At 65.8% G+C, this 19,347-nt stretch carries 19 protein-coding genes; 9 read left to right on the top strand and 10 right to left on the bottom strand.

Annotated features, from left to right (window positions below):
* Positions 1–11: 11 nt before the first annotated feature.
* Both ACLB1G_RS16460 and ACLB1G_RS16455 read right to left on the bottom strand, forming a co-directional pair.
* Positions 12–494 (bottom strand): hypothetical protein, encoded by a 483-nt coding sequence (locus tag ACLB1G_RS16460; RefSeq protein ID WP_491628312.1) that lies wholly within the window; start codon positions 492–494, stop codon positions 12–14.
* Positions 495–649: 155 nt separating this feature from the next.
* A complete protein-coding gene (locus ACLB1G_RS16455) occupies positions 650–2,053 on the bottom strand; it encodes an IgA Peptidase M64 (protein ID WP_491628311.1) in 1,404 nt (467 codons plus the stop codon).
* A gap of 197 nt (positions 2,054–2,250) precedes the next feature.
* On the opposite strand from ACLB1G_RS16455, the gene ACLB1G_RS16450 reads away from it, so the two are divergent.
* Genes ACLB1G_RS16450 through ACLB1G_RS16440 form a run of 3 tightly spaced genes read left to right on the top strand, consistent with a single transcriptional unit; the run spans position 2,251 to position 4,362 of the window.
* Positions 2,251–3,153 carry a manganese catalase family protein gene (locus ACLB1G_RS16450; protein ID WP_491628310.1) on the top strand — a complete coding sequence of 301 codons (903 nt, stop codon included), beginning with the start codon at positions 2,251–2,253 and terminating at the stop codon, positions 3,151–3,153.
* 18 nt (positions 3,154–3,171) lie between these two features.
* The gene (locus ACLB1G_RS16445) at positions 3,172–3,315 is read left to right on the top strand and encodes a hypothetical protein (protein WP_491628309.1); all 144 of its coding nucleotides are present in this window, start codon (positions 3,172–3,174) and stop codon (positions 3,313–3,315) included.
* Between the two features lie 12 nt (positions 3,316–3,327).
* Positions 3,328–4,362: an SDR family oxidoreductase gene (locus ACLB1G_RS16440; RefSeq protein ID WP_491628308.1), complete on the top strand. Its 1,035-nt coding sequence runs from the start codon at positions 3,328–3,330 to the stop codon at positions 4,360–4,362.
* A 68-nt stretch (positions 4,363–4,430) separates the two neighbouring features.
* On the opposite strand, the gene ACLB1G_RS16435 is transcribed toward ACLB1G_RS16440, so the two are convergent.
* The 6 genes from ACLB1G_RS16435 to ACLB1G_RS16410 form a co-directional block, all read right to left on the bottom strand.
* A complete protein-coding gene (locus tag ACLB1G_RS16435) occupies positions 4,431–4,808 on the bottom strand; it encodes a type II toxin-antitoxin system PemK/MazF family toxin (RefSeq protein ID WP_491628307.1) in 378 nt (125 codons plus the stop codon).
* On the bottom strand, positions 4,795–5,037 hold the full coding sequence (locus ACLB1G_RS16430; RefSeq protein WP_491628306.1) for an antitoxin of toxin-antitoxin stability system: 243 nt from the start codon (positions 5,035–5,037) through the stop codon (positions 4,795–4,797). Before ACLB1G_RS16430 ends, ACLB1G_RS16435 begins: the two co-directional genes overlap by 14 nt.
* Positions 5,038–5,106: 69 nt before the next feature.
* Positions 5,107–6,279, bottom strand: coding sequence for a cyanophycinase (locus tag ACLB1G_RS16425; protein ID WP_491628305.1), 1,173 nt, complete (start codon positions 6,277–6,279; stop codon positions 5,107–5,109).
* 54 nt (positions 6,280–6,333) lie between these two features.
* Positions 6,334–7,680, bottom strand: coding sequence for a cyanophycinase (locus tag ACLB1G_RS16420; protein ID WP_491628304.1), 1,347 nt, complete (start codon positions 7,678–7,680; stop codon positions 6,334–6,336).
* A gap of 156 nt (positions 7,681–7,836) precedes the next feature.
* The gene (locus tag ACLB1G_RS16415) at positions 7,837–10,617 is read right to left on the bottom strand and encodes a TonB-dependent receptor (RefSeq protein WP_491628303.1); all 2,781 of its coding nucleotides are present in this window, start codon (positions 10,615–10,617) and stop codon (positions 7,837–7,839) included.
* Complete coding sequence (locus ACLB1G_RS16410) at positions 10,614–11,567, bottom strand: MurR/RpiR family transcriptional regulator (RefSeq protein ID WP_491628302.1); 954 nt, start codon at positions 11,565–11,567, stop codon at positions 10,614–10,616. Before ACLB1G_RS16410 ends, ACLB1G_RS16415 begins: the two co-directional genes overlap by 4 nt.
* Positions 11,568–11,745: 178 nt before the next feature.
* Here ACLB1G_RS16410 and ACLB1G_RS16405 point away from each other — a divergent pair, with 178 nt between their 5' ends.
* Positions 11,746–12,873: a succinylglutamate desuccinylase/aspartoacylase family protein gene (locus ACLB1G_RS16405; RefSeq protein ID WP_491628301.1), complete on the top strand. Its 1,128-nt coding sequence runs from the start codon at positions 11,746–11,748 to the stop codon at positions 12,871–12,873.
* A 9-nt stretch (positions 12,874–12,882) separates the two neighbouring features.
* On the top strand, positions 12,883–14,280 hold the full coding sequence (locus tag ACLB1G_RS16400) for a YfcC family protein (protein ID WP_491628300.1): 1,398 nt from the start codon (positions 12,883–12,885) through the stop codon (positions 14,278–14,280).
* A 72-nt stretch (positions 14,281–14,352) separates the two neighbouring features.
* Here ACLB1G_RS16400 and ACLB1G_RS16395 read toward each other — a convergent pair whose 3' ends face one another.
* Both ACLB1G_RS16395 and ACLB1G_RS16390 read right to left on the bottom strand, forming a co-directional pair.
* Entirely contained in the window at positions 14,353–14,808 is a 456-nt protein-coding gene (locus tag ACLB1G_RS16395; RefSeq protein ID WP_491628299.1) for a GNAT family N-acetyltransferase, read from the bottom strand.
* A 66-nt stretch (positions 14,809–14,874) separates the two neighbouring features.
* On the bottom strand, positions 14,875–15,207 hold the full coding sequence (locus ACLB1G_RS16390; protein WP_491628298.1) for a CzcE family metal-binding protein: 333 nt from the start codon (positions 15,205–15,207) through the stop codon (positions 14,875–14,877).
* Between the two features lie 204 nt (positions 15,208–15,411).
* On the opposite strand from ACLB1G_RS16390, the gene ACLB1G_RS16385 reads away from it, so the two are divergent.
* The 4 genes from ACLB1G_RS16385 to ACLB1G_RS16370 all read left to right on the top strand — a co-directional run bounded on the left by ACLB1G_RS16385 (position 15,412) and on the right by ACLB1G_RS16370 (position 19,347).
* Positions 15,412–15,816, top strand: coding sequence for a DUF305 domain-containing protein (locus ACLB1G_RS16385; protein WP_491628297.1), 405 nt, complete (start codon positions 15,412–15,414; stop codon positions 15,814–15,816).
* Positions 15,817–15,836: 20 nt separating this feature from the next.
* Positions 15,837–17,201 carry a YncE family protein gene (locus ACLB1G_RS16380; RefSeq protein WP_491628561.1) on the top strand — a complete coding sequence of 455 codons (1,365 nt, stop codon included), beginning with the start codon at positions 15,837–15,839 and terminating at the stop codon, positions 17,199–17,201.
* 63 nt (positions 17,202–17,264) lie between these two features.
* A complete protein-coding gene (gene argH / locus ACLB1G_RS16375) occupies positions 17,265–18,662 on the top strand; it encodes an argininosuccinate lyase (RefSeq protein WP_491628296.1) in 1,398 nt (465 codons plus the stop codon).
* Positions 18,663–18,882: 220 nt separating this feature from the next.
* Positions 18,883–19,347, top strand: coding sequence for a cache domain-containing protein (locus tag ACLB1G_RS16370; RefSeq protein WP_491628295.1), 465 nt, complete (start codon positions 18,883–18,885; stop codon positions 19,345–19,347).

Genomic DNA, 19,347 nt, shown 5'->3' with positions numbered 1-19,347 from the left:
CGCAATGATGCTTATTTGGCGGCGGCCTGCTTGATGTCGGCGTTGGCCTTGGCCTTGGCGGCATCGGCCTTGTTGGCGGCCAGGGCTTTGTCCTCGGTAGCATCGACGGCGGCTTTCACGGCCTTGGCGTCAGCCTTCACCACTTTCTTGTTGGCTTTTTCCTGGGCCTTGGCCAGGTCTTTCTCGGCTTTGGCGTGGGCCTTGGCCTTGTCTTCCGGATCGGCCTTGGCTACTTTTTCGTCAGCCTTGGCTTGTGCCTTGGCCAAGTCGGCGTTGGCGTCCACTTCTTTTTTCTCGGCCTTGGCGATGGCCTTGTCCACTTTCTTGTCAGCCTTGGCGTCGGCCTTGGCTTGTTTCTGTTCGGCCTTGGCGATGTCCTTGGCGGCTTCGTTCTGGGCGTGGGTCACTTCCGGGGTGGTGGTGGTCGCGGTTTGGGCGAAAGCGGCGCCGGTGGTGAACAGACCAGCGATCAGGGCAGCGGTGAGCTTATTCATGGTAAGTCCTTTCGAGTTGGTTCCGGTTAATGTTGCGTTTTGTTCTTGTCACGGAACCAGAATATCGCCCCCCCGCCCCGGTCTCCGTGCGCTAGCGAACCTAAACCGGTTTTCTGTTAACCCGGCAATTCACATGGGCATACGCCCGCGCAGCATCACTTGTTCGCGGGCCGCGAATACAAATCGATGATGGTGCTGATCGCATCGCTGCACACATCGCAGAAGGCGTCGCTGCGGTCGAACATGATGCACTGCATGGCCGGGCGGTAGTAGCCGGTGGCCTCGTAGTTGGCGCCCTCGAAGGCGCCGTTCACCCGGTAGTTCGGGTCGCGCGAGAACAGGGCATTGCTGGCCTTCAGGTCGCGCTGGAACAGCGCGCTCATTTCCGATTCCGGGCGGTTGGCCTTGCGCAGCGCGGCCCGCTCCTTCTGGTAGGCGCGCGACTGTTCCTCGTACACCTGCTTGGGCCACGGGGTTGGCAGCGGCGTGCCTTCCTTGACGAACTTCTTCCACTTCAGCCGCGACGGGTCGCGCAGCGCCGTCGCGTTCGGCTCCCACGGTTCGATGCGTTCGCCGCCGGTGGCGTAGGCCACGGGCGAGGTGTAGTACTCATCGGCCAGGCCGGCGAAATGGTGGCCGAATTCATGCACGAACAGGTAGTTGGCCCAGTCGTTGTTGGCCGCCGCCGTGCTGAACTGCCCGAAGATACCGCCGCCGCCATAAGTCTCATTGTTGACCAGGATTTCGATGAATTCGTACGGCGCGTATTGCGCCAGCTCGCGCAGGGCGCGGTTGTCGGTGGTCAGCACATAGCGCTCGCTGCCGAAGATATCGTAGCGCGCGCCCAGCGGCGACTGGTGATAGCTGCCGGTGGACGGGCGCGACACCCCGGATTCCTGGGTCGGCAGCGCCAGGCCCCACACATTGAAGTCCTGCTTGCGCTCCTTGAACGGCGACACCTTGAACAAGTGTTCGGCCAGGCGGCGCGCGGCGGCCTCGAACTTGGGCAACTCGGCCCTGGTGTAGCCATCGCCGACGATCAGCAAGTCCACCTTTTGCGGCGACGGACCATTGACCATGATGGGGATGGGTTTGGCCGGCGCCGGGGCCTGCTTGCGCACCACGTCCATGGCGTCGGTATCGACATCGACCTTCCAGGCTTCGACAAAGGCATTGTTGGCGTCGCGCTTGAGGATGCGCACCTGCACCGGGCGGTCCGGCTTGGGGAAGCGCACCGACTCGCCGAAGCCGCGCTCCAGCCTGTGCGCCTCCTCGGTGCTGCGCCACTCGGCAAACACGGTGGAAAAGCCGCGCGAGTACAGCAGTTTGCCGCTGGCGGCGTCGCGCACCTCGACCAGGTTGTTGCCCCGGTTGCTGTCATCGATGGTGCGGCCCATGTCGCCGGCCCAGGGCAAGGGCTCGATCACGACACGCTCGACGGCGTAATGCTCGGCCGTGGCGCTGCCGGTGTGGAAATAGTCTAGCCGCACGGTGGCGGGCTGCGCGGCCTGGACGGCGGCGCCGGCTGCCAGCAGCAGGCAGGAAAGCAAAGCACGCATGGATGGTTTCTTTCGTTGGTCAAAAACGGTTACACATTGTAAGCCAGACGCGCAGGGCGACGCTGCGGTCGTCCTACAGCGCCACTCGGCTGCGTCCTATACGAGGCAGACCATGGAGCGCGCAGTATCTCTGTTCCGGCACCGGAACCGGCCCCGTACCCATCCGTTCGTCCATCCCACTATCGCAGGAGAAACCCATGTTTGCCCACAATAAGCGTTTGCAGTACACGGTCCGCGTGAACGAAACCAATCCCGGCCTGGCCAACCTGATGCTGGAGCAGTTCGGCGGCCCGCAGGGCGAGCTGGCCGCGGCCTGCCGCTACTTCACCCAGGCCCTGGCCGAGGACGATCCCGGCCGCAAGGACATGCTGTTCGATATCGCCACCGAGGAACTGAGCCACCTGGAAGTCATCGGCAGCATCGTCTGCATGCTGAACAAGGGCGCCAAGGGCCGCCTGGCCGAGGGCGTGGACGAGGAAGGCGAGCTGTATCGCAGGATCAGCGGCGCCGGCAACGACAGCCACGTCACCCAGGTGCTGTATGGCGGCGGCGCGCCGCTGGTCAACTCGGCCGGCGTGCCATGGACGGCGGCCTACATCGACACCATAGGCGAACCGACCGCCGACCTGCGCTCCAACATCGCGGCCGAGGCGCGCGCCAAGATCGTGTATGAACGCCTGATTAACCTGACCTCCGATCCGGGCGTGAAGGAAGCGCTGGGCTTCTTGATGACGCGCGAGATCGCGCACCAGAAGTCGTTCGAGAAGGCCCTGTACGCCATCGAACCGAACTTCCCGCCCGGCAAACTGGCCGGCCGCCCCGAATTCACCAGCGTGTATTTCGACATGTCGCAGGGCGGACCGGAAGTGCGCGGCCCGTGGAATTCCGGCGACCAGTGGCAGCGCGTCAGCGACCGCGAGCAGCAGCAGGCAGTCGACGGCGGCGACGGCAACGCCACCGTGCAGCTGACCGAGGAAGAAGCCAGCCTGCTGGACAACATGGCGGCCCGCACCGAATCCGATCCGGGCAGCGAACCGCTGACCGGGGCCGAACTGGGCTCGGCGCCGCAGGATGCGCCGGCCGGCAGCCGCGTGCAGTAAGAACCCGAGCGCAATGCCATGAGCACCCGAACTGCCACCCGTACTGCCACCCGTACCGCGCGCCGCCTGCTGGGCGGCGCAATCAGCGGCTTCGGCATGCTGCTGCTGGCGCGTGATGCGCTCAGCAGCGTGCCGCTGCTGCTGGCCAGCCTGTCCAACTGAAAGGAGTATCGCATGTCGATCAGATTGCAAGCCCTGGCGCGCCAGGTCATCGTCATCACCGGCGCCACCAGCGGCATCGGCCTCACCACCGCCCGCATGGCGGCCGCGCGCGGCGCCCGGCTGGTACTGGCCGCGCGCGACAGCGCCGCGCTGGACCAGCTGGCGGCCGAGCTGCGCGCCGGCGGCCACGAAGCGCTGGCCGTGCCCACCGACGTGGGCGTGCGCGAGGAAGTGCAGGCCCTGGGCCGCGCCGCCGTGCAGCGCTTTGGCCGCATCGACACCTGGGTCAACAACGCAGGCATCTCCATCTTCGGGCGCCTGAAGGACGTGCCACTGGAAGACCAGCGCCAGCTGTTCGAAACCAATTTCTGGGGCGTGGTGTACGGCTCCCAGGTGGCGCAGGAACTGCTGAAGGACCGGGGCGGCGCCATCATCAACCTGGGCAGCGAACTGTCCGACCGCGCCGTGCCGCTGCAGGGCATGTATTCCGCCTCCAAGCATGCGGTCAAGGGCTATACCGACTCGCTGCGCATGGAGATCGAAAAGGACGGCCTGCCGATCTCGGTCACGCTGATCAAGCCGGCCGGCATCGACACCCAGTTCACCGGCCACGCCCGCAACTACCTGGAGAACGAGCCGGAACTGCCCGCGCCTTTATACGCACCGGAACTGGTGGCGGACGCCATCCTGCGTGCGGCCGAGCACCCGCAGCGCGACATCTACGTGGGCGGCGCCTCGCGCATGATCTCACTGGAAGGCGCGCTGATGCCGCGCGCGCTGGACAAGTTCATGAACCTGCTGATGTTCCGCCAGCAGCAGAAAAAGGACCAGCCGTCGGCGCCGGGACGCCGGGACGCGCTGTACCAGCCCAACGGCCAGGAACTGCGCCAGCGCGAGGGCAACCGTTACAGCAAGGTGCATGAGCGCTCGGCCTATACCTGGATGGCCACGCGCGGCAAGCCGCTGGGGGTGTCGCTGCTGGTGGGCGGCGCGCTGCTGGCGGCCTGGAAGCTCAGCACCCGCGCCGCCGGACCAGGCGATCGCTAGGTTATGGCGGCAGCAAACTGGAGGGACTGGAACAGATCGCCAAGGCTGCCGGCAAGCCCAGGCTGACGCTACAGCCCCAAAATGATCTTCAGCGCGTCCTCGACCCGTTTCATCTGGTTGCGCGACAGGGGGGCGATGGGCGCATCGCCCTTGAACCGGCGGTTGGAGATAGCCCGGACTCCGGCTATAAAGGCATCGGTGTTTGCGGGCTCGTCGCCCGGTTTCCTGATCAAGCCCAGATTTACCTTGAGCGGGAAACCATCACCTTGGGCATCGTGATAAGTGACTGTGGTGCACGGGATGATGACTGTGGTGGAATATCCGTGCTGGTTCAGCAGGTCGTTTTGGACAATCAGGCAGGGCCGGTCATCCTTGGCCGGCTCCTCGGGCTGCCCCTGGGGATTGAGATTTGCCAGCCAGACCTCCCCCCGCTTAATTTTTGCCAAGGCCATCTCCCAGCGTCGCGTCAAAGTCCTGGTCGAGAGCATCGGCCTCAGCTGACAGTTTTTTGGCCAGGAATTTGATACGTTCGGCCAGTTGACGCTCGTTTTTTTCCCGCACCGCTTCCCGGATGTACTCGGACAACGGCTGCTGGTTGGCCCTGGCAAAACCTTCGGTCTCGGCAACGAACTCCATCGCCATCGTCAACGAAACCGTTTTTATTGCTGCTGTCATAAGACCTCCGCGTGGCCGCTCACCGCTTCATATTACACACGACAAGGTTTTACGCAACCGTCTTACCGGTCATTTGGGTGCGGTCACATGCCCCAGGTCCAGCGGGCGTATGTCCAGGCGCAGGTTGAGGATGGACGGGCGGGCGCCGTCCGGCTGGGCGTAACTGACGGAGTCCGGCGTCTTGCTGACGGTGAACTGAAACGCCATGCGCGGCGGCGGGTCGTTCGGGCCGCTGATCGCCACCCCGTACGCCTGCGGACGCTGGTTCTTCACCAGGCTGTCCATCAGCTTGACCAGCGCATTGGCGCCCAGGATATCGGCCGAGAAGATGTGCTGCGGCACCTCGGTCCCCAGCGGCAGGGGCCTGGCCTTGACCTTGTCCGCCGGCGGCACGAAGGTGTGCGCTGCCAGGTCGTACTGGTCGCCGTGGTCCAGGTAGCTGATCAGCGCATTCGAGACATTGAAGCCGCCGCGCTCGGCATCGGTGCTGGCCTGGCGCAGGTCTATCATCAGGGCCCCGGTGGCGCCCACGATTTCCAGGCGCCGCTTGCTGTCGATGACCATGGCCGTGTCCTCGTCTATGCCCAGGCCCAGTTTGTAGCCCTTGGCCAGCATGGCCGGGATCATGCGTGCGAAGCGTCCCCGCACCAGCAGGTGCTGGTCGATGAAGATGTCGTCGCCGATGAAGCCCAGGCCGGGCGCGATCTCGCGTCCCTCCTGCACGCCGGAAGCCAGCACGCCGAACACCGTGCGCGGCGCGTAGAACATGGTGCTGCTCATGATGGCCGCGCCGGCGCTGGTGCCGGCCACCACGCCGCCGCGCCGGTACAGGTCCCACACCGCATCGAGCAGCGCGCTGCGGCTGCCATCCTCGCGCACCATGGCCTGGGTGATGCGGGCCTGGTCGCCGCCGGCGAAGAACACCCCGCCGGCCGAGCGCACGTCGGCAGCCAGCCTGGGGTCCTCGGCCACCTGGCGGAAGTCGCTGCCTTCCAGCCGCACCGCCAGCGGCACCAGGAAGGCATTGGCGCCGTGCTGGTTCAGGATCCCGACGATCAGGTCGCCGGAGCGCTCCGGCGTGGCCGAGGCGGACGGGAACACGGCAATGCGCGCGCCTCGCCCGCCGGCCAGCTGCACCACCCGCTTCCACACCTCCGCCGTCTCCGGCCGCAGGTTGCCGCCTATGATGACCAGCGATCCCTTGGGCGGCGCCTCGGCGGCTTGCAGGGTGGGCGCGCTCACGGTCAGGACTCCGGTCAGTATCAGGGCTAAGAGCTTATTCCACATGCGGCGCCATCAGCGGTATCGGTACAGGGGCAGGTTGAGCTGGATGGGGCGGATGTCCAGCCGCAGCTTGAGCACGGAATAGGCTTCCACCTCGGTCGAGCTATAGCCCACGCTGTTGACGGTTTTACTGAAGCGGAATTCGAAGCCCACGTCCGGATAGGGATCGCGCGGATTGCCGAAGGCGATCCCGATCGCTTCCTGCTGGGCGTTGTCGATCAAATTACCCATCAAGTCCAGCACCGCGTTGTTACCCAGAATATCGTTGGTGAACACCGGCTCGCGCATGTCGGGCTGGTTGGGATCGAGCTTATTGTCGGCCTTGTCCGGCGAGGGCGTGAACACCCGCGTGATCAGGTTGAATTTGTCGCCCCGGTCCAGGTAGCTGATGGCCGCGTTGCTGATGTTGAAGCCCTTGATGCCACGGTCGGTGATGGCGTCCGACAGGTCGATCAGCAGCGCGCCGCTATAGCCGATGATCTCCACGTCGCGCTTGGCGTTGACCACCATGGCGCTGTTCTCGTCTATGCCCAGGCCGATCTGGTAGCCCTTCTTCAGCATCACCGGGATCATGCGGGCGAAGCGGCCGCGCACCAGCAGGTGCTGGTCGACGAACACGTCGTCGCCGATGAAGCCCAGGCCGGGCGCGATTTCCTTGCCGTCGGTGATGCCGGTCTTGAGCATGTCCAGCACCGGGCGGGCGTCGTAGAACATGGTGGTGCTCATGATGGCGGCGCCGGCGCTGGAGCCGGCGATCACGCCGCCGTCGCGGTACACGTCCCAGATCGCCTCCAGGGCGGCGGTCTTCTGGCCATTCGGGCGCACCAGGGCCTGGGTGATGCGGCCCTGGTCGCCGCCGGCGAAGTAGATGCCGGTGGCGGAATGGATCATGGCCACGATTTCGGGGTCCTCGGCCGCCTTGCGGTAGTCGCTATTGGGCAGGGTCACGCCCAGCGGCACGGTGAAGGCCTGGGCCTCGTACTGATTGAGCTTGTTGACGATGCTTTGCCCGGACTTTTCCGGATTGATGGAAGCCATGCCAAACACCGCGATGCGCGCGCCCTTGCCGCCAGCCAGGCGCACGATGCGCTGCCACACCTCGGCATTGTCGGCGCGCAGGCCGCCGCCGATGATCACCAGGTTGCCGGCCGGGGGCACCAGCACCGGCTTGGGCGGCGGCACCGCCTTGGCCGGCTGGGCCGTCTTGGCCGGCGCGCTGCTGCGCGCCTTGGGGGCGCTGGCCGCCGGCTGATGCTTGGCCGTGACGCTGGCGCTGGCGCTGGCCGGGGCTGCGCTGGCCGTCAGCGACAGCAGCCAGGTAAAACAGAGTAAAACTGCGGTGTTCCTGAATAATTTCATGTCGTCCTTCCAATATTTTGCGGCGCCACCCAACGCGCCGCCTCCACCAGCCTCAGAGGCCATTTAAACAAGACCGTGGCGTCGTTGCAGCTCCTCGCCGTGCATACGCACTGTCTTCGGAGCTGCGCCTAACCACGCTCATGTTGAAACAGCCTCTTATTTGAAGGCGTAGTTCGCGCTGACAAAGAAACGCCGTCCGCGCGGATCCGTATAGGTGGGATCATAGCCTGAGATGAAGTAATAGGCCTGATTCGAAAAGGGCGGGCTGGTGTCGAGCAGGTTCTGCACCCCGGCCCGCAGCTTGAACTGCTTGCTGAAGGCATAGGAGGCCGACAAGTCCCACAGGCTGTAGGCCTTCACGTGGTTGGGCGCCACCACGCTGCCGTCGTCCGTGTTGATGGCCGAATTCTGGTCCTCGTAGCCGCTGTAGTAGGTGTTGGACAGGGTGGCGGCCAGGTTGCCGCGCTCCCAGTCCAGCGTGATGGTATGGCGCCAGCGCTGCACCACGCTGTCGGTGACGAATTTATTGAGGTTGCTGACAAACGGGTCGCCGACCACGTTCTGTATCTTCGAATCGAGCACATAGGTGCCGCTCAGGCGCGCGCCAAAGGTGCCGGCGGCCGTCTTGACGCCATGCAGGTCCAGCACCAGGTCCAGGCCGCTGGCCTTCTGGGCGCCCCGGTTTTCCTTGTGCAGCTCGATGTAGTCGATCTCGTCATCCTCGTTGCGGTGCACCAGGTTGCCGTACTTGGCCAGGTTGCCCAGGATGATGTCGTCGCCGATCTCCGCGATCAGGTCGGTGCGCTTGATGTTCCAGTAATCGAGGCTGGCGTTGAAGTTTTTGGTCGGCTCCAGCACCGCGCCCAGCGAGAACTGGCGGCTGCGCTCGGGCTTGAGGTTGGGATTCGAATAGCGGCGCGTATCCCAGTTGTTGGCGCAGTCGGCATAGTTGTTGTCGGCGGCCGCGCAGGCCACCGGGTCCGGCAGGGTGGCGGTCTGGCTGTACACGGTGGGGCGGTACAGGTCCGTCATGGACGGCGCGCGGAAGCCGCGTCCGGCCGAGGCGCGGAACATCATGGTCTTGGACGGCATGTAGCTGACGCCGATTTTCGGGCTGGCGGCGCCACCCACCACCTGGTAGTGGTCGTAGCGGGCCGACAGCTGCGCCTCCCACTGCTTGGTGAAGGGCAGCAGCAGCTCGCCGTACACGGCCTGGATATTGCGCGAATAGGCGGTGGCGCCGCCGCCCTCGGGCGCGAAGTCGTCGTTGATGTTATCGCTCATCAGCAGCGCCGACGGCGTGAAGATGGTTTTCTCGCGCCGCACCTCCCCGCCCACCGCCAGCGCGGCCTCGCCGCCGGCCAGCTGGCCGACCGGATGAGAGAGTTTAAAGTCGACAGAATCCATGGTGCCGCGCGCGTGGCGCACCTCGTCGTTGACCTGGATCTTGTTGATCAGGTCGCGGCCGGCCTGGCTGGACGGGCCGAAGGGATTGATCAGGCCATCGGCTATGCCCTGTTTCAGCTCGTTGTACAGCAGGTAGCCGTTGGTGTCGCGGTCCCTGACCGTGTTGACGCTGTGGTTGATGCCGACGTCATAGTCCCAGCCATTGTGGCTGCCGGTCAGTCCGGCCACGTAGCGCTGGCTCTCGCTGGTCAGCTCCGAGGTGCGGCGGCCGGCTTCCAGCACGCGCACGTTGACGCGCACCTCGCCGTCGCCGCCCGCTTCATCCGAGGCCAGGTCGTACTTGGCCAGCGCCGGGATCATGCTGTAGTCCATGTAGCCGGTGATGCGGGTCGAGGAACCCACGTACCAGGTCTTGGAGCGGCTCAGCGCCACCTCGGCATACAGCTGGTTCTCGCCGTTCAGCTGCAGCACGCCGCGGGTCAGGAAATTGACCTTGTCGGACTTGGGATACAGCTCGGTGTCGCCCATGTAGTTGTAGGTGCAGGCGTCCACGCCGCCGATGCCGGACGGCAGATACAGGCTGGCCGGCGGCGAGCATTTCGGCACCGACAGGTTGATGGTGCGGTTGGTCAGCGGCTTGCCGTTCAAGGTGAAGCCCTGGTCGTTCAGGTAGTCGCGCTGGTCGCGGCTGAGCACGATGTTGGCCGGCGAGGAATAGCCGGACAGCAGGTGCGGCAAGCGCTCGGGGATGTGCAGGTCGTCGATGAAGCCGCGCTGCGAGGTGCTCAGGCGGCCGGTGCGCTGCAGGTCCAGCACGCCGAACACGTTGAAGCCATCCTTGGCCAGGTCGCCCTTGCCGGCGGTGATGGTGGCGGTGCGCTTGCCGGCCCCGCCCTCCTCGGTCTTGAGGCCGTAGGCGCTCAGCTCCAGACCCTGGAAGTCCTTGCGCGTGATGAAGTTGATCACGCCGCCGATGGCGTCGGTGCCGTACAGGGCGGAGGCGCCGTCCAGTAGCACCTCGACGCGCTGGATGGCGGCGGCAGGGATGTTGTTCAGGTCGACGCCGGTGTCGTCGCCGGGCGAGGCGAAATTGGCCATGCGGCGGCCGTTCAGCAGCACCAGGGTGGACGAGGTGCCGATGCCGCGCAGGTTGGCGCTGTTGAAGCCGCGCTGGTCGCCGCCCACGTTGATGCTGGCGCCGTCGGTCAGGCCGCCCACGTTGGACGACAGGCGCGCCAGGATCTCGGAAGCGGTGGTCACGCCCACCTTTTCGATCTCGTCGCGGGTGATGGTCTGCACCGGCAGCGCCGTTTCGGACTCCAGGCGCTTGATGGCCGAGCCGGTGATTTCCACCCGCTGCAGCGGCGTGCCGGGCGTATCCTGGGACTGGGACTGGGCCTGGGCCTGGGCCAGCCCCCCGCCGGCCAGGCCCAGGGCCAGGCCCGCGCCCAGCGCCATGCGTACGGCCGCCGCCATGGGCATGATGCGCATGCCGCCCGAATTGTGCTGCTGGTTCGCTTGCTCGTTCATTTGCTACTCCCCGGATTGAAAGACTCTGGTTTGGTCTTACTCATGTGTTTTCTGGCCGGCCCGCTGTCGGCGGCGTCGCCATACAGGTAGCCGGAAATGACTTCGGTCAGGCGCGCCGCCTTTTCCACGTTGGCGCGCCGCGACACCATCAGCGCCGCCGCCAGCGCCTCGATCACGGCCAGCGCCGCCGAGGCGCTGCTGGCCAGCACCGGATGGGTGGCGGGCGCGTACAGCGCGTGGTCGGCCAGCTCCGCCAGCGGCGAAGCCGGCGAATCGGTCAGCGCCACGATGCTGGCCCCGCAATCGCGCGCGAAGCTGGCCAGGCGCACGCAATCGAGCGTATAGCGCGGAAAGGAGATCGCCACCAGCACGTCGCGCGGGTCGATGTTGACCAGGTTGCCGGCCGCCACCTCGGCCCCGCCTATGCCGACCACCTCCACCGCGTGCGGGCAGAACGGCTGCAGGTGCTGCACCAGCAGACCGGCCAGGTGCGCGGACAGCCCGAAGCCCATCACGTACACGGCGCGCGCCCCGCCCAGCAGCAGCGCCACCTCGTCCAGCAGGGCCCGCGGCAGCGCGGCGGCGCAGGCGGCGGTGTTGGCCAGCGCGTATTCCATGCTGGCCGCCGCCCCGGCCTGCTCTATCGAATGGCGCAGCTTTTCCACCGGCTGCAGCACCGCCTGCAGGGTGTCGGCCACGGCGCCGCGCATGGCGGAGAAATTGCGGAAGCCGATGTCGCGCGCGAAACGGCTGATGGTGGCGGTGGAGACCTGGCAGGCCTCGGCCAGCTCCTCTATGCCCAGCGCCGTCACCCGCATCGGGTTGCGCAGCAGGTAGTCGGCGATCTGGCGGTGCGAGGAAGAACCATCCGCCAGCACCCGCACCAGGCTCTGTCCCAGCGCCGATTGCGCGAAAGCGATCTCGGGCGAAGGGGATACGGCGGCGTTCATGGCGTCAGGTGGCGATGGATGAAACTCGGACAAGGAAACAATTCATTTAAACTAACTGTACGCATAACAAAAAGAAAACTCAACCTGTTTCCTGTAAAAAAATTTACATCGATTTACTTTGTGAAAATAATGCGACATACTCGACGCCGCCCAGCACACGACACCAACGGAGGCCGCCATGCAAGCGCGTAAACACCCCATCTCAGATCCGCACGGCAGCGCCGCTTTCGCGCTCACCAGCTTCCACTACGGCACCCCGGGCGCCGGTCCCAAGGTCTATGTCCAGGCCTCGCTGCACGCCGACGAGGTGCCCGGCATGCTGGTGGCCCAGTTCCTGCGCCGCGAACTGGAGGCGCTGGAAGCGGCCGGCCGCATCCCCGGCGAAATCGTGCTGGTCCCGGCCGCCAATCCCATCGGCCTGGCGCAAGCCATCCACGGCGCCGCCTTCGGCCGCTTCGACCTCACCACCGGCATCAATTTCAACCGCTCCTACAAGCATGTGGCAGGGGAGCTCAAGGAGTCGCTGGAGGGCCTGCTGGGCCCCGACGCCGCCGCCAACACGGCCCTGATACGCCAGCACGCGCTGGCCTCGCTGGCGCGCTGGCAGCCGGCCACCGACGCCGAGACCCTCAAGAAAGCCCTGCTCACGCTGGCCATCGACGCCGACATCGTGCTCGACCTGCACTGCGATAACGAGGCGGTGCTGCACATCTATACCGGCACGCCGCTGGCCGCAGCCATAGAGCCGCTGTCGGCCCTGATGGGCGCGCACGCCGTGCTGCTGGCCAAGGAAGCCGGCGGCGAACCGTTCGACGAAGCCTGCAGCCGTTTGTGGTGGGACCTGGCCGAGCATTTCCCCGACCATCCCATTGCCATGGCCTGCGTGGCCGCCACCGTGGAGCTGCGCGGCGAGATGGAAGTGAGCTACGAGCTGGCCAGCAAGGATGCCGCCGCCCTGCTGCGCTACCTGGAACTGCGCGGCGCCATCACGCCGCTGCCGGGCGCCGCGCCCGAACCGCTGCCCGCGCCGCTGTGCCAGCCGACGCCGCTGGAAGGATCGGCCCCGGTGTATGCGCCGCACAACGGGGTGCTGGTCTACACCCGCGACATGGGCGCCCGGGTGGAACAGGGCGACGCCCTGGGCGATTTGATCGACCCGGTCAGCGGTGACGTGACCGTGCTGCGCGCGCCGGTGGCCGGCGTGTTCTACGCCCGCAGCGGCCACCGCCACGTGCTGCGCGGCTGGAACGTGGGCAAGGTGGCCGGCGCCACCGCCTACCGCGTCGGCGATCTATTGAGCCAATAAGAGACCACCATGTCGAACAAAAAGCCCTTCAAGCTGCCGCACACCTTCGTCCTGCTGTTCATCATCCTGGCCCTGATCGCGCTGGCCACCTGGCTGGTCCCGGGCGGGAAGTACGACACCCACCTGGTCAACGGCAAGCAGCTGGTCGATCCCGCCACCTTCCATTACGTGGACAGCAAGCCGCAAGGCCTGGCGGCGCTGATGATGGCGCCCATCAAGGGCTTCCACGAGGCGGCGCTGATCATCGGCTTCGTGCTGATCGTGGGCGGGGTGTTTGCCGTGCTGCAGAAGACCGAGGCCATCGACTCGCTGATCAAGTCGCTGGCGCGCGCCCACCAGCACTCGCGCTTCGTGCGCGCCGCCCTGATCCCCGTGTTCGTCACCATGTTCTCGCTGGGCGGCGCCACCTTCGGCATGAACGAGGAAGCGATCCCCTTCATCCTGATCTTCGTGCCGCTGGCGCTGGCGCTGGGCTATGACACCATCGTCGGTGTCTCCATCCCCTTCCTGGGCTCGCAGGTCGGCTTCTCGGCGGCGTTTTTGAACCCCTTCAACGTCGGCATCGCCCAGGGCATCGCCGGGGTGCCGGTGTTTTCCGGCATAGGCTACCGGGTGCTGGTGTGGTTCATCGCCACCGCCGTCACCATCGTGTTCCTGATGTGGTACGCGGCCCGCGTCAAGCGCGATCCCAGCTTCAGCCCAACCTATGCGCTGGACCTGGAAAAGCGCCGCGAGCAGCCGGACGGCCTGGGCGACTTCCACGGCATGACAGGCACCCACAAGCTGATACTGTGGATCTTCATGGGCACCCTGCTGGCCATGGTGGTGGGCGTGGTGCAGTACGGCTGGTTCATCGAGGAGATCGCGGCCCTGTTCCTGTCCATGGCGATCGTGGTGGCGCTGATCGCGCGCCTCGATTCCGATGAGCTGGTGGCGGCCTTCATGCAGGGCGCGCGCGACCTGGTCGGCACCGCGCTGGTGATCGCCCTGGCGCGCGGCACCATGATACTGGCGCGCGACGCCAACATCATCGACACCATGCTGCACGGCCTGATGCCGCTGGTGGAATCGGCCCATCCGGTGTTCGCGGCGCAGAAGATGTTCGTGATACAGACCGTGATCAACTTCTTCATCCACTCCGGCAGCGGCCAGGCCGCGTTGACCATGCCCATCATGGCGCCGCTGGCCGACCTGGTCGGCGTGACGCGCCAGACCGCCATCCTGGCCTTCCAGTTCGGCGAATTCACCACGCCCATGATCCCCACCTCGGGCATTACGGTGGGCGTGCTGGCCCTGGCGCGCGTGCCCTGGATCACCTGGGCCAAGTGGATGATACCGCTGCAGCTGATCTACGCGGTGTTGGCGCTCGCCCTGCTCATCCCGCCCTGCCTCATGAACTGGCAGTAGAGGCCGCCGCAGAACGGCCACGGCGTCGTTGCGCCGCCTCGCCGTGCAGGCGCACTGCCTTCGGCGCCACGTCTAGCCCTGCCCGCCCTGCGACGCCCTCTCAAGACGCTTGTAGACGTCCGGCTCGGTGCGCTCCATGAGGATCTCGGGCCGGGCCGGCGCCTTGAAGCCAAATTGGGCGTACAGCCCGTGCGCGTCGGAGGTGGCCAGCATGAAGCGGCGCAGGTCCTGCAAGTCCGGATGCGCCATCACGGCCGCAATCAAACGCTTGCTATAGCCCTGGCCGCGATGCTCGGGCAGCACGAACACGTCGGCCAGGTAGGCGAAAGTGGCGCGGTCGGTGGTGACGCGGGCGAAGCCCACCTGGCGCCCGTCCAGGTAGGCGCCAAAGCACAGCGAATGGGCCAGGGCCTTTTCCAGTAGCGGGCGCGGCATGCCGGCCGCCCAGTAGGACTGGCCGCTGATGTAGCCGTGGATGAGGTCCAGGTCCAGGCGGGACGGGTCGCAGCTGATCTCGAAAGTATTCATCCCGCCATTTTACAGCGCAATCAAGCCGCCGCCCGGCGGCCGGCGCCACTGCGCCCGCCCTTCCTGTCAGCCCCGGTACAGCGGGTTCGATTCGATGTAGACCTCGGCCTGGCCGGCATCCACGCCGGCCGGCGCGATGTCCTGCAGCTTGACCGAAGTGCGGTTCGGGTAGGTCTCGAAGTGCCAGGCGAAGCTGCGGCCCTGCACCACGAAGTTCACGGTCTCGCCATCCTGCACGTTCACATATTTGGTGCCGGCGTCCACCTGTACGGTGCGCCCGGCGGCGGCGCCGGCCACCGGCTGGCCATAGTCGGCGGGCTTGTTTGCAGGACCGGCGGCGTAGGCGGCGCCGGTCATGGACATGGTCAGGGCAATGGCGATGTTACGGATGGTGTTCATGTGAGGCTCCTTGTTGGGTGTCGGATGTTGTCGACATCAGCGTGTCGATGGAAGCCAGTGTAGGGAAGCGCCGCTGACGCCAGCATGACGCCGACATGACAAGATCATTACCGGCTGGATGACAAAGCTGTCATCCACGCGTCATCCTGCTGTCAGCGACCGCTTCCTACACTGTGCTCACCTGTCACTCCAAGGAGAAACGCCATGTCATGGAATACGCTCTGGCTGCTGCTGGCGCTGGCGGCATTGCCTGCCGCCGCACAGGAGCACCAGCACACACACCTGCAACATCAAGATGGTCCCGCGCCGCAGGCGCCGGTGTTCGCCGCCAGCACGGGCCAGCCTTTCGCCCGCCTGATGGACCAGGCCATGGCCGTCATGGACGACGGCATGGCCAAGGCGCCCATGAACGGCGCGCCCGACCACGACTTCATCACCATGATGATGCCGCACCACCAGGGCGCCATCGACATGGCCAGGTCGGTCCTGCTCTACACCCAGGACCCGGAAATACGCAACCTGGCGCTGGGCATCATCGCCGAGCAGCAGAACGAAATCAAAGTCATGCAAGCCTGGCTGCAGCGCCAGCAGAAAGGAAACAGCAAATGAACACGTACCTGAAACCGCGCATGAAACAATGCATACTGCTGGCCGCCGCCATGGCCGCCAGCGCCACCGCCAGCGCCGCTCCCTCCACGCAGGACCGGGTCTACACGGCGGACCAGAACAGCAACACCGTGTCCGTGTTCAATCCCGCCACCAACACCCTGCTGGGACAGATCAAGCTGGGCAACGTACGCCCGGACGTGCTGTCGCCCCTGTACCGGGGCGAGACCAACGTCCACGGCCTGGGCTTCTCGCCCGACCACAAGACCCTGCTGGTCATTTCCAACGCCTCCAACTCGGTGACCTTCATCGACACCGCCACCAACCAGGTCAAGGGCAAGACCTACGTCGGCCGCGCGCCGCACGAAGGCTTCTTCACGGCCGATGGCAAGGAAGTCTGGGTAGTGGTGCGCGGCGAGGACTACATTTCCGTCATCGACCCCGCCACCTACAAGGAGACCCGCCGCATCCAGACCGCCATCGGCCCCGGCATGGTGCAGTTCATGCCGGACGGGAAGCTGGCCTTCGCGGTGTCCAGCTTCACGCCCGAGGTGGACGTGATCGACGTCGCCACGCACGCCATCGTCAAGCGCATCCCCGTGGTCAGCCCGTTCTCGCCCTTCCTGCAGTTCACGCCCGACTACAGCGAAATCTGGATGACGCACAAGGACGTGGGCAAGGTCACCCGCATCAGCACCAAAACGCTGGAAGTCACCGGCGTGATCGACACCGGCCTGATCACCAACCACCTGGCCTTCGCCACGGTGGGCGGCGAGGTGCGCGCCTATGTCACGGTGGGCGGCGAGAACCTGGTCAAGGTGTACAGCACCGGCAAGGAGGCCAGGCTGCTGGCGTCCATCCCCAGCGGCGCCCTGCCGCACGGCGCCTGGACCTCGGACGACGGCACACGGGTCTACATCGGCCTGGAAAACGGCGACGGCGTGCAGGCCATCGATACCGCCAGCAACAAAGTGGTCGCCACCATCGGCGGCGGCCAGGCGCCGCAGGCGCTGGTTTACCTGTCCAGGGTGGCCAAATCGGCCGATGACCATCCCAACCTGGTCCCGCGCGTGAACGGGGACTCGCACAACATCCAGCTCAAGCCGGCTTCCGGCAACAGCACCGGCTTCATCGTGGTGCGCAACCTGGGCGTGATCGACGCCATCGAAGCCTTCCTGTTCCGACTCAAGCCCGATACCGAATACGACATCCACGTCAGCAGCCAGGTAGCGCCCATCGGCAGCTTCCGCACCAACGCCATGGGCATGGCCAACGGCACCATGATAGGGCCGGTGCGCGCCAGCGCGGCCGATGCCCAGGCCGCGCCCCGGGAAACGGTGACGGTGCGCGAGGCCGGCGGCGCCGTGGTACTGGTCAGCGCCAACTGAGAGCGGGCCCGGGGTCTTGGCTTATAATCCCGGGTTACCTAGCGCCCTCACTCTTCTTTTATCATGACTGCACAACTTTCCAAGAAAGCGGAAGCCTGGTCGGCCCGCTTCAACGAACCGGTCTCCGACCTGGTCAAACGCTACACCGCCTCGGTATTCTTCGACAAGCGCATGGCCAAGGCCGACATCCAGGGATCGCTGGCCCACGCCGAGATGCTGGCCGCACAGGGCATCATCAGCGCGGAAGACCGCGCCGCCATTGAAAAAGGCATGGCCCAGATCGCCCAGGAAATCGAAGCCGGCCAGTTCGAATGGCTGCTGGACCTGGAAGACGTGCACCTGAACATAGAGAAGCGCCTGACCGAACTGGTGGGCGATGCCGGCAAGCGCCTGCACACGGGCCGCTCGCGCAACGACCAGGTGGCAACCGACATCCGCCTCTACCTGCGCGCCGCCATCGACGACATCCTGGCCCTGCTGCACGCGCTGCGCTCGGCCCTGGTGGACCTGGCCGACAAGTACGCCGACGTGATACTGCCCGGCTTCACCCACATGCAGGTGGCCCAGCCCATCACCTTCGGCCACCACATCCTGGCCTATGTCGAAATGTTCGGCCGCGACGCCGAGCGCTTCGCCGACACCCGCAAGCGCGTCAACCGCCTGCCGCTGGGCGCCGCCGCCCTGGCCGGCACCACCTTCCCCATCGACCGCCTGCGCGTGGCGCAAACCCTGGGCTTCGACGACGTCTGCCACAACTCGCTGGACGCCGTCTCGGACCGCGACTTCGCCATCGAATTCACCTCGGCCGCCTCGCTGCTGATGATGCACGTGTCGCGCATGTCGGAAGAACTGGTGATCTGGATGAGCCCCCGGGTCGGCTTCATCGACATCGCCGACCGCTTCTGCACCGGCTCCTCCATCATGCCGCAGAAGAAAAACCCGGACGTGCCGGAACTGGCGCGCGGCAAGACCGGCCGCGTGTACGGCCACCTGATGGGCCTCTTGACCCTGATGAAGGGCCAGCCGCTGGCCTACAACAAGGACAACCAGGAAGACAAGGAACCGCTGTTCGACACCGTGGACACCGTGACCGACACCCTGCGCATCTTCGCCGACATGGCCGGCGGCATCACCGTCAAGCCGGACGCCATGCGCGCCGCCGCCCTGCAGGGCTACGCCACCGCCACCGACCTGGCCGACTACCTGGTCAAGAAAGGACTGCCGTTCCGCGACGCCCACGAAGCCGTGGCGCACGCCGTGCGCGCCTGCGAGGACGCCGGCTGCGACCTGGCCGACCTGTCGCTGGACCAGCTGCGCGCCTTCTCCAGCCTGATCCAGGACGACGTGTTCCAGGTGCTGACCCTGGAAGGCTCGGTCTCGGCGCGCGACCACGTGGGCGGCACCGCCCCCAACCAGGTGCGCGCGGCCGTGGCCCGCGTGCGCGCCCTGCTGGCCCAGTAATCCCTCGGGCGGCTCCGCCCTTGCACCCTCGACAACGCTTGCATCATGCAAGCGTTGCGTAAACGTCCCCTCTGCTCCTGAATTTTGTTGCCCGTGCGCATTATCGGCACGGGCCGCGCTACCATAGGGCTGTCGGCAGCATCATCGCCCGGACGCCCATTCCCCGCGCCGGCCTTCGCCAGACCGTCCCTTACCTTCCCCACAACTCAGAGAGACCACCATGCCCAAGCTGACCCTATCCGTCCGTGCCGCCGTTGCCGCCGCCTCGTTAGCCCTGCTGCCCGCGCTGCACGCGGCCGAGGGCGGAGCCACCCGCGCCGACGCCGAAGCCATGGTCAAGAAGGCGGTCGCCCACATCAAGAGCGATGGCGAAAAGGCCTACGCCGACTTCACCGGCAAGAAGCCCGACTACATCAAGCACGACCTGTACATCGTGGTCTACCGCCTGGACGGCACCGTGCTGGCGCATGGCGGCAACACCAAAATGGTGGGCAAGAACCTGATCGACCTGAAGGACATCGACGGCAAGGCTTTCGTCAAGGAGCGCATGGACCTGGCCAAGGGCAAGGCCAGCTTCTGGCAGGACTACAAGTTCACCAACCCGGAAAGCAAGAAGATAGAACCCAAGCAGATGTATTGCGAAAAGCTGAACGACACGGTGGTGTGCGGCGGCATTTACCTGTAA

The organism is Duganella kummerowiae (genome assembly GCF_053572355.1).
Note: the sequence above shows the minus strand (reverse complement) of the source record. Positions and strands in the feature narration are given on the sequence as shown.

Excerpts from the sequence above, each read along its gene's own strand:
- ACLB1G_RS16460 (WP_491628312.1), bottom strand. The coding sequence starts at position 494 with ATGAATAAGCTCACCGCTGCCCTGATCGCTGGTCTGTTCACCACCGGC.
- ACLB1G_RS16455 (WP_491628311.1), bottom strand. The coding sequence starts at position 2,053 with ATGCGTGCTTTGCTTTCCTGCCTGCTGCTGGCAGCCGGCGCCGCCGTC.
- ACLB1G_RS16450 (WP_491628310.1), top strand. The coding sequence starts at position 2,251 with ATGTTTGCCCACAATAAGCGTTTGCAGTACACGGTCCGCGTGAACGAA.
- ACLB1G_RS16445 (WP_491628309.1), top strand. The coding sequence starts at position 3,172 with ATGAGCACCCGAACTGCCACCCGTACTGCCACCCGTACCGCGCGCCGC.
- ACLB1G_RS16440 (WP_491628308.1), top strand. The coding sequence starts at position 3,328 with ATGTCGATCAGATTGCAAGCCCTGGCGCGCCAGGTCATCGTCATCACC.
- ACLB1G_RS16430 (WP_491628306.1), bottom strand. The coding sequence starts at position 5,037 with ATGACAGCAGCAATAAAAACGGTTTCGTTGACGATGGCGATGGAGTTC.
- ACLB1G_RS16420 (WP_491628304.1), bottom strand. The coding sequence starts at position 7,680 with ATGAAATTATTCAGGAACACCGCAGTTTTACTCTGTTTTACCTGGCTG.
- ACLB1G_RS16415 (WP_491628303.1), bottom strand. The coding sequence starts at position 10,617 with ATGAACGAGCAAGCGAACCAGCAGCACAATTCGGGCGGCATGCGCATC.
- ACLB1G_RS16410 (WP_491628302.1), bottom strand. The coding sequence starts at position 11,567 with ATGAACGCCGCCGTATCCCCTTCGCCCGAGATCGCTTTCGCGCAATCG.
- ACLB1G_RS16405 (WP_491628301.1), top strand. The coding sequence starts at position 11,746 with ATGCAAGCGCGTAAACACCCCATCTCAGATCCGCACGGCAGCGCCGCT.
- ACLB1G_RS16400 (WP_491628300.1), top strand. The coding sequence starts at position 12,883 with ATGTCGAACAAAAAGCCCTTCAAGCTGCCGCACACCTTCGTCCTGCTG.
- ACLB1G_RS16395 (WP_491628299.1), bottom strand. The coding sequence starts at position 14,808 with ATGAATACTTTCGAGATCAGCTGCGACCCGTCCCGCCTGGACCTGGAC.
- ACLB1G_RS16390 (WP_491628298.1), bottom strand. The coding sequence starts at position 15,207 with ATGAACACCATCCGTAACATCGCCATTGCCCTGACCATGTCCATGACC.
- ACLB1G_RS16385 (WP_491628297.1), top strand. The coding sequence starts at position 15,412 with ATGTCATGGAATACGCTCTGGCTGCTGCTGGCGCTGGCGGCATTGCCT.
- ACLB1G_RS16380 (WP_491628561.1), top strand. The coding sequence starts at position 15,837 with ATGAAACAATGCATACTGCTGGCCGCCGCCATGGCCGCCAGCGCCACC.
- argH (WP_491628296.1), top strand. The coding sequence starts at position 17,265 with ATGACTGCACAACTTTCCAAGAAAGCGGAAGCCTGGTCGGCCCGCTTC.
- ACLB1G_RS16370 (WP_491628295.1), top strand. The coding sequence starts at position 18,883 with ATGCCCAAGCTGACCCTATCCGTCCGTGCCGCCGTTGCCGCCGCCTCG.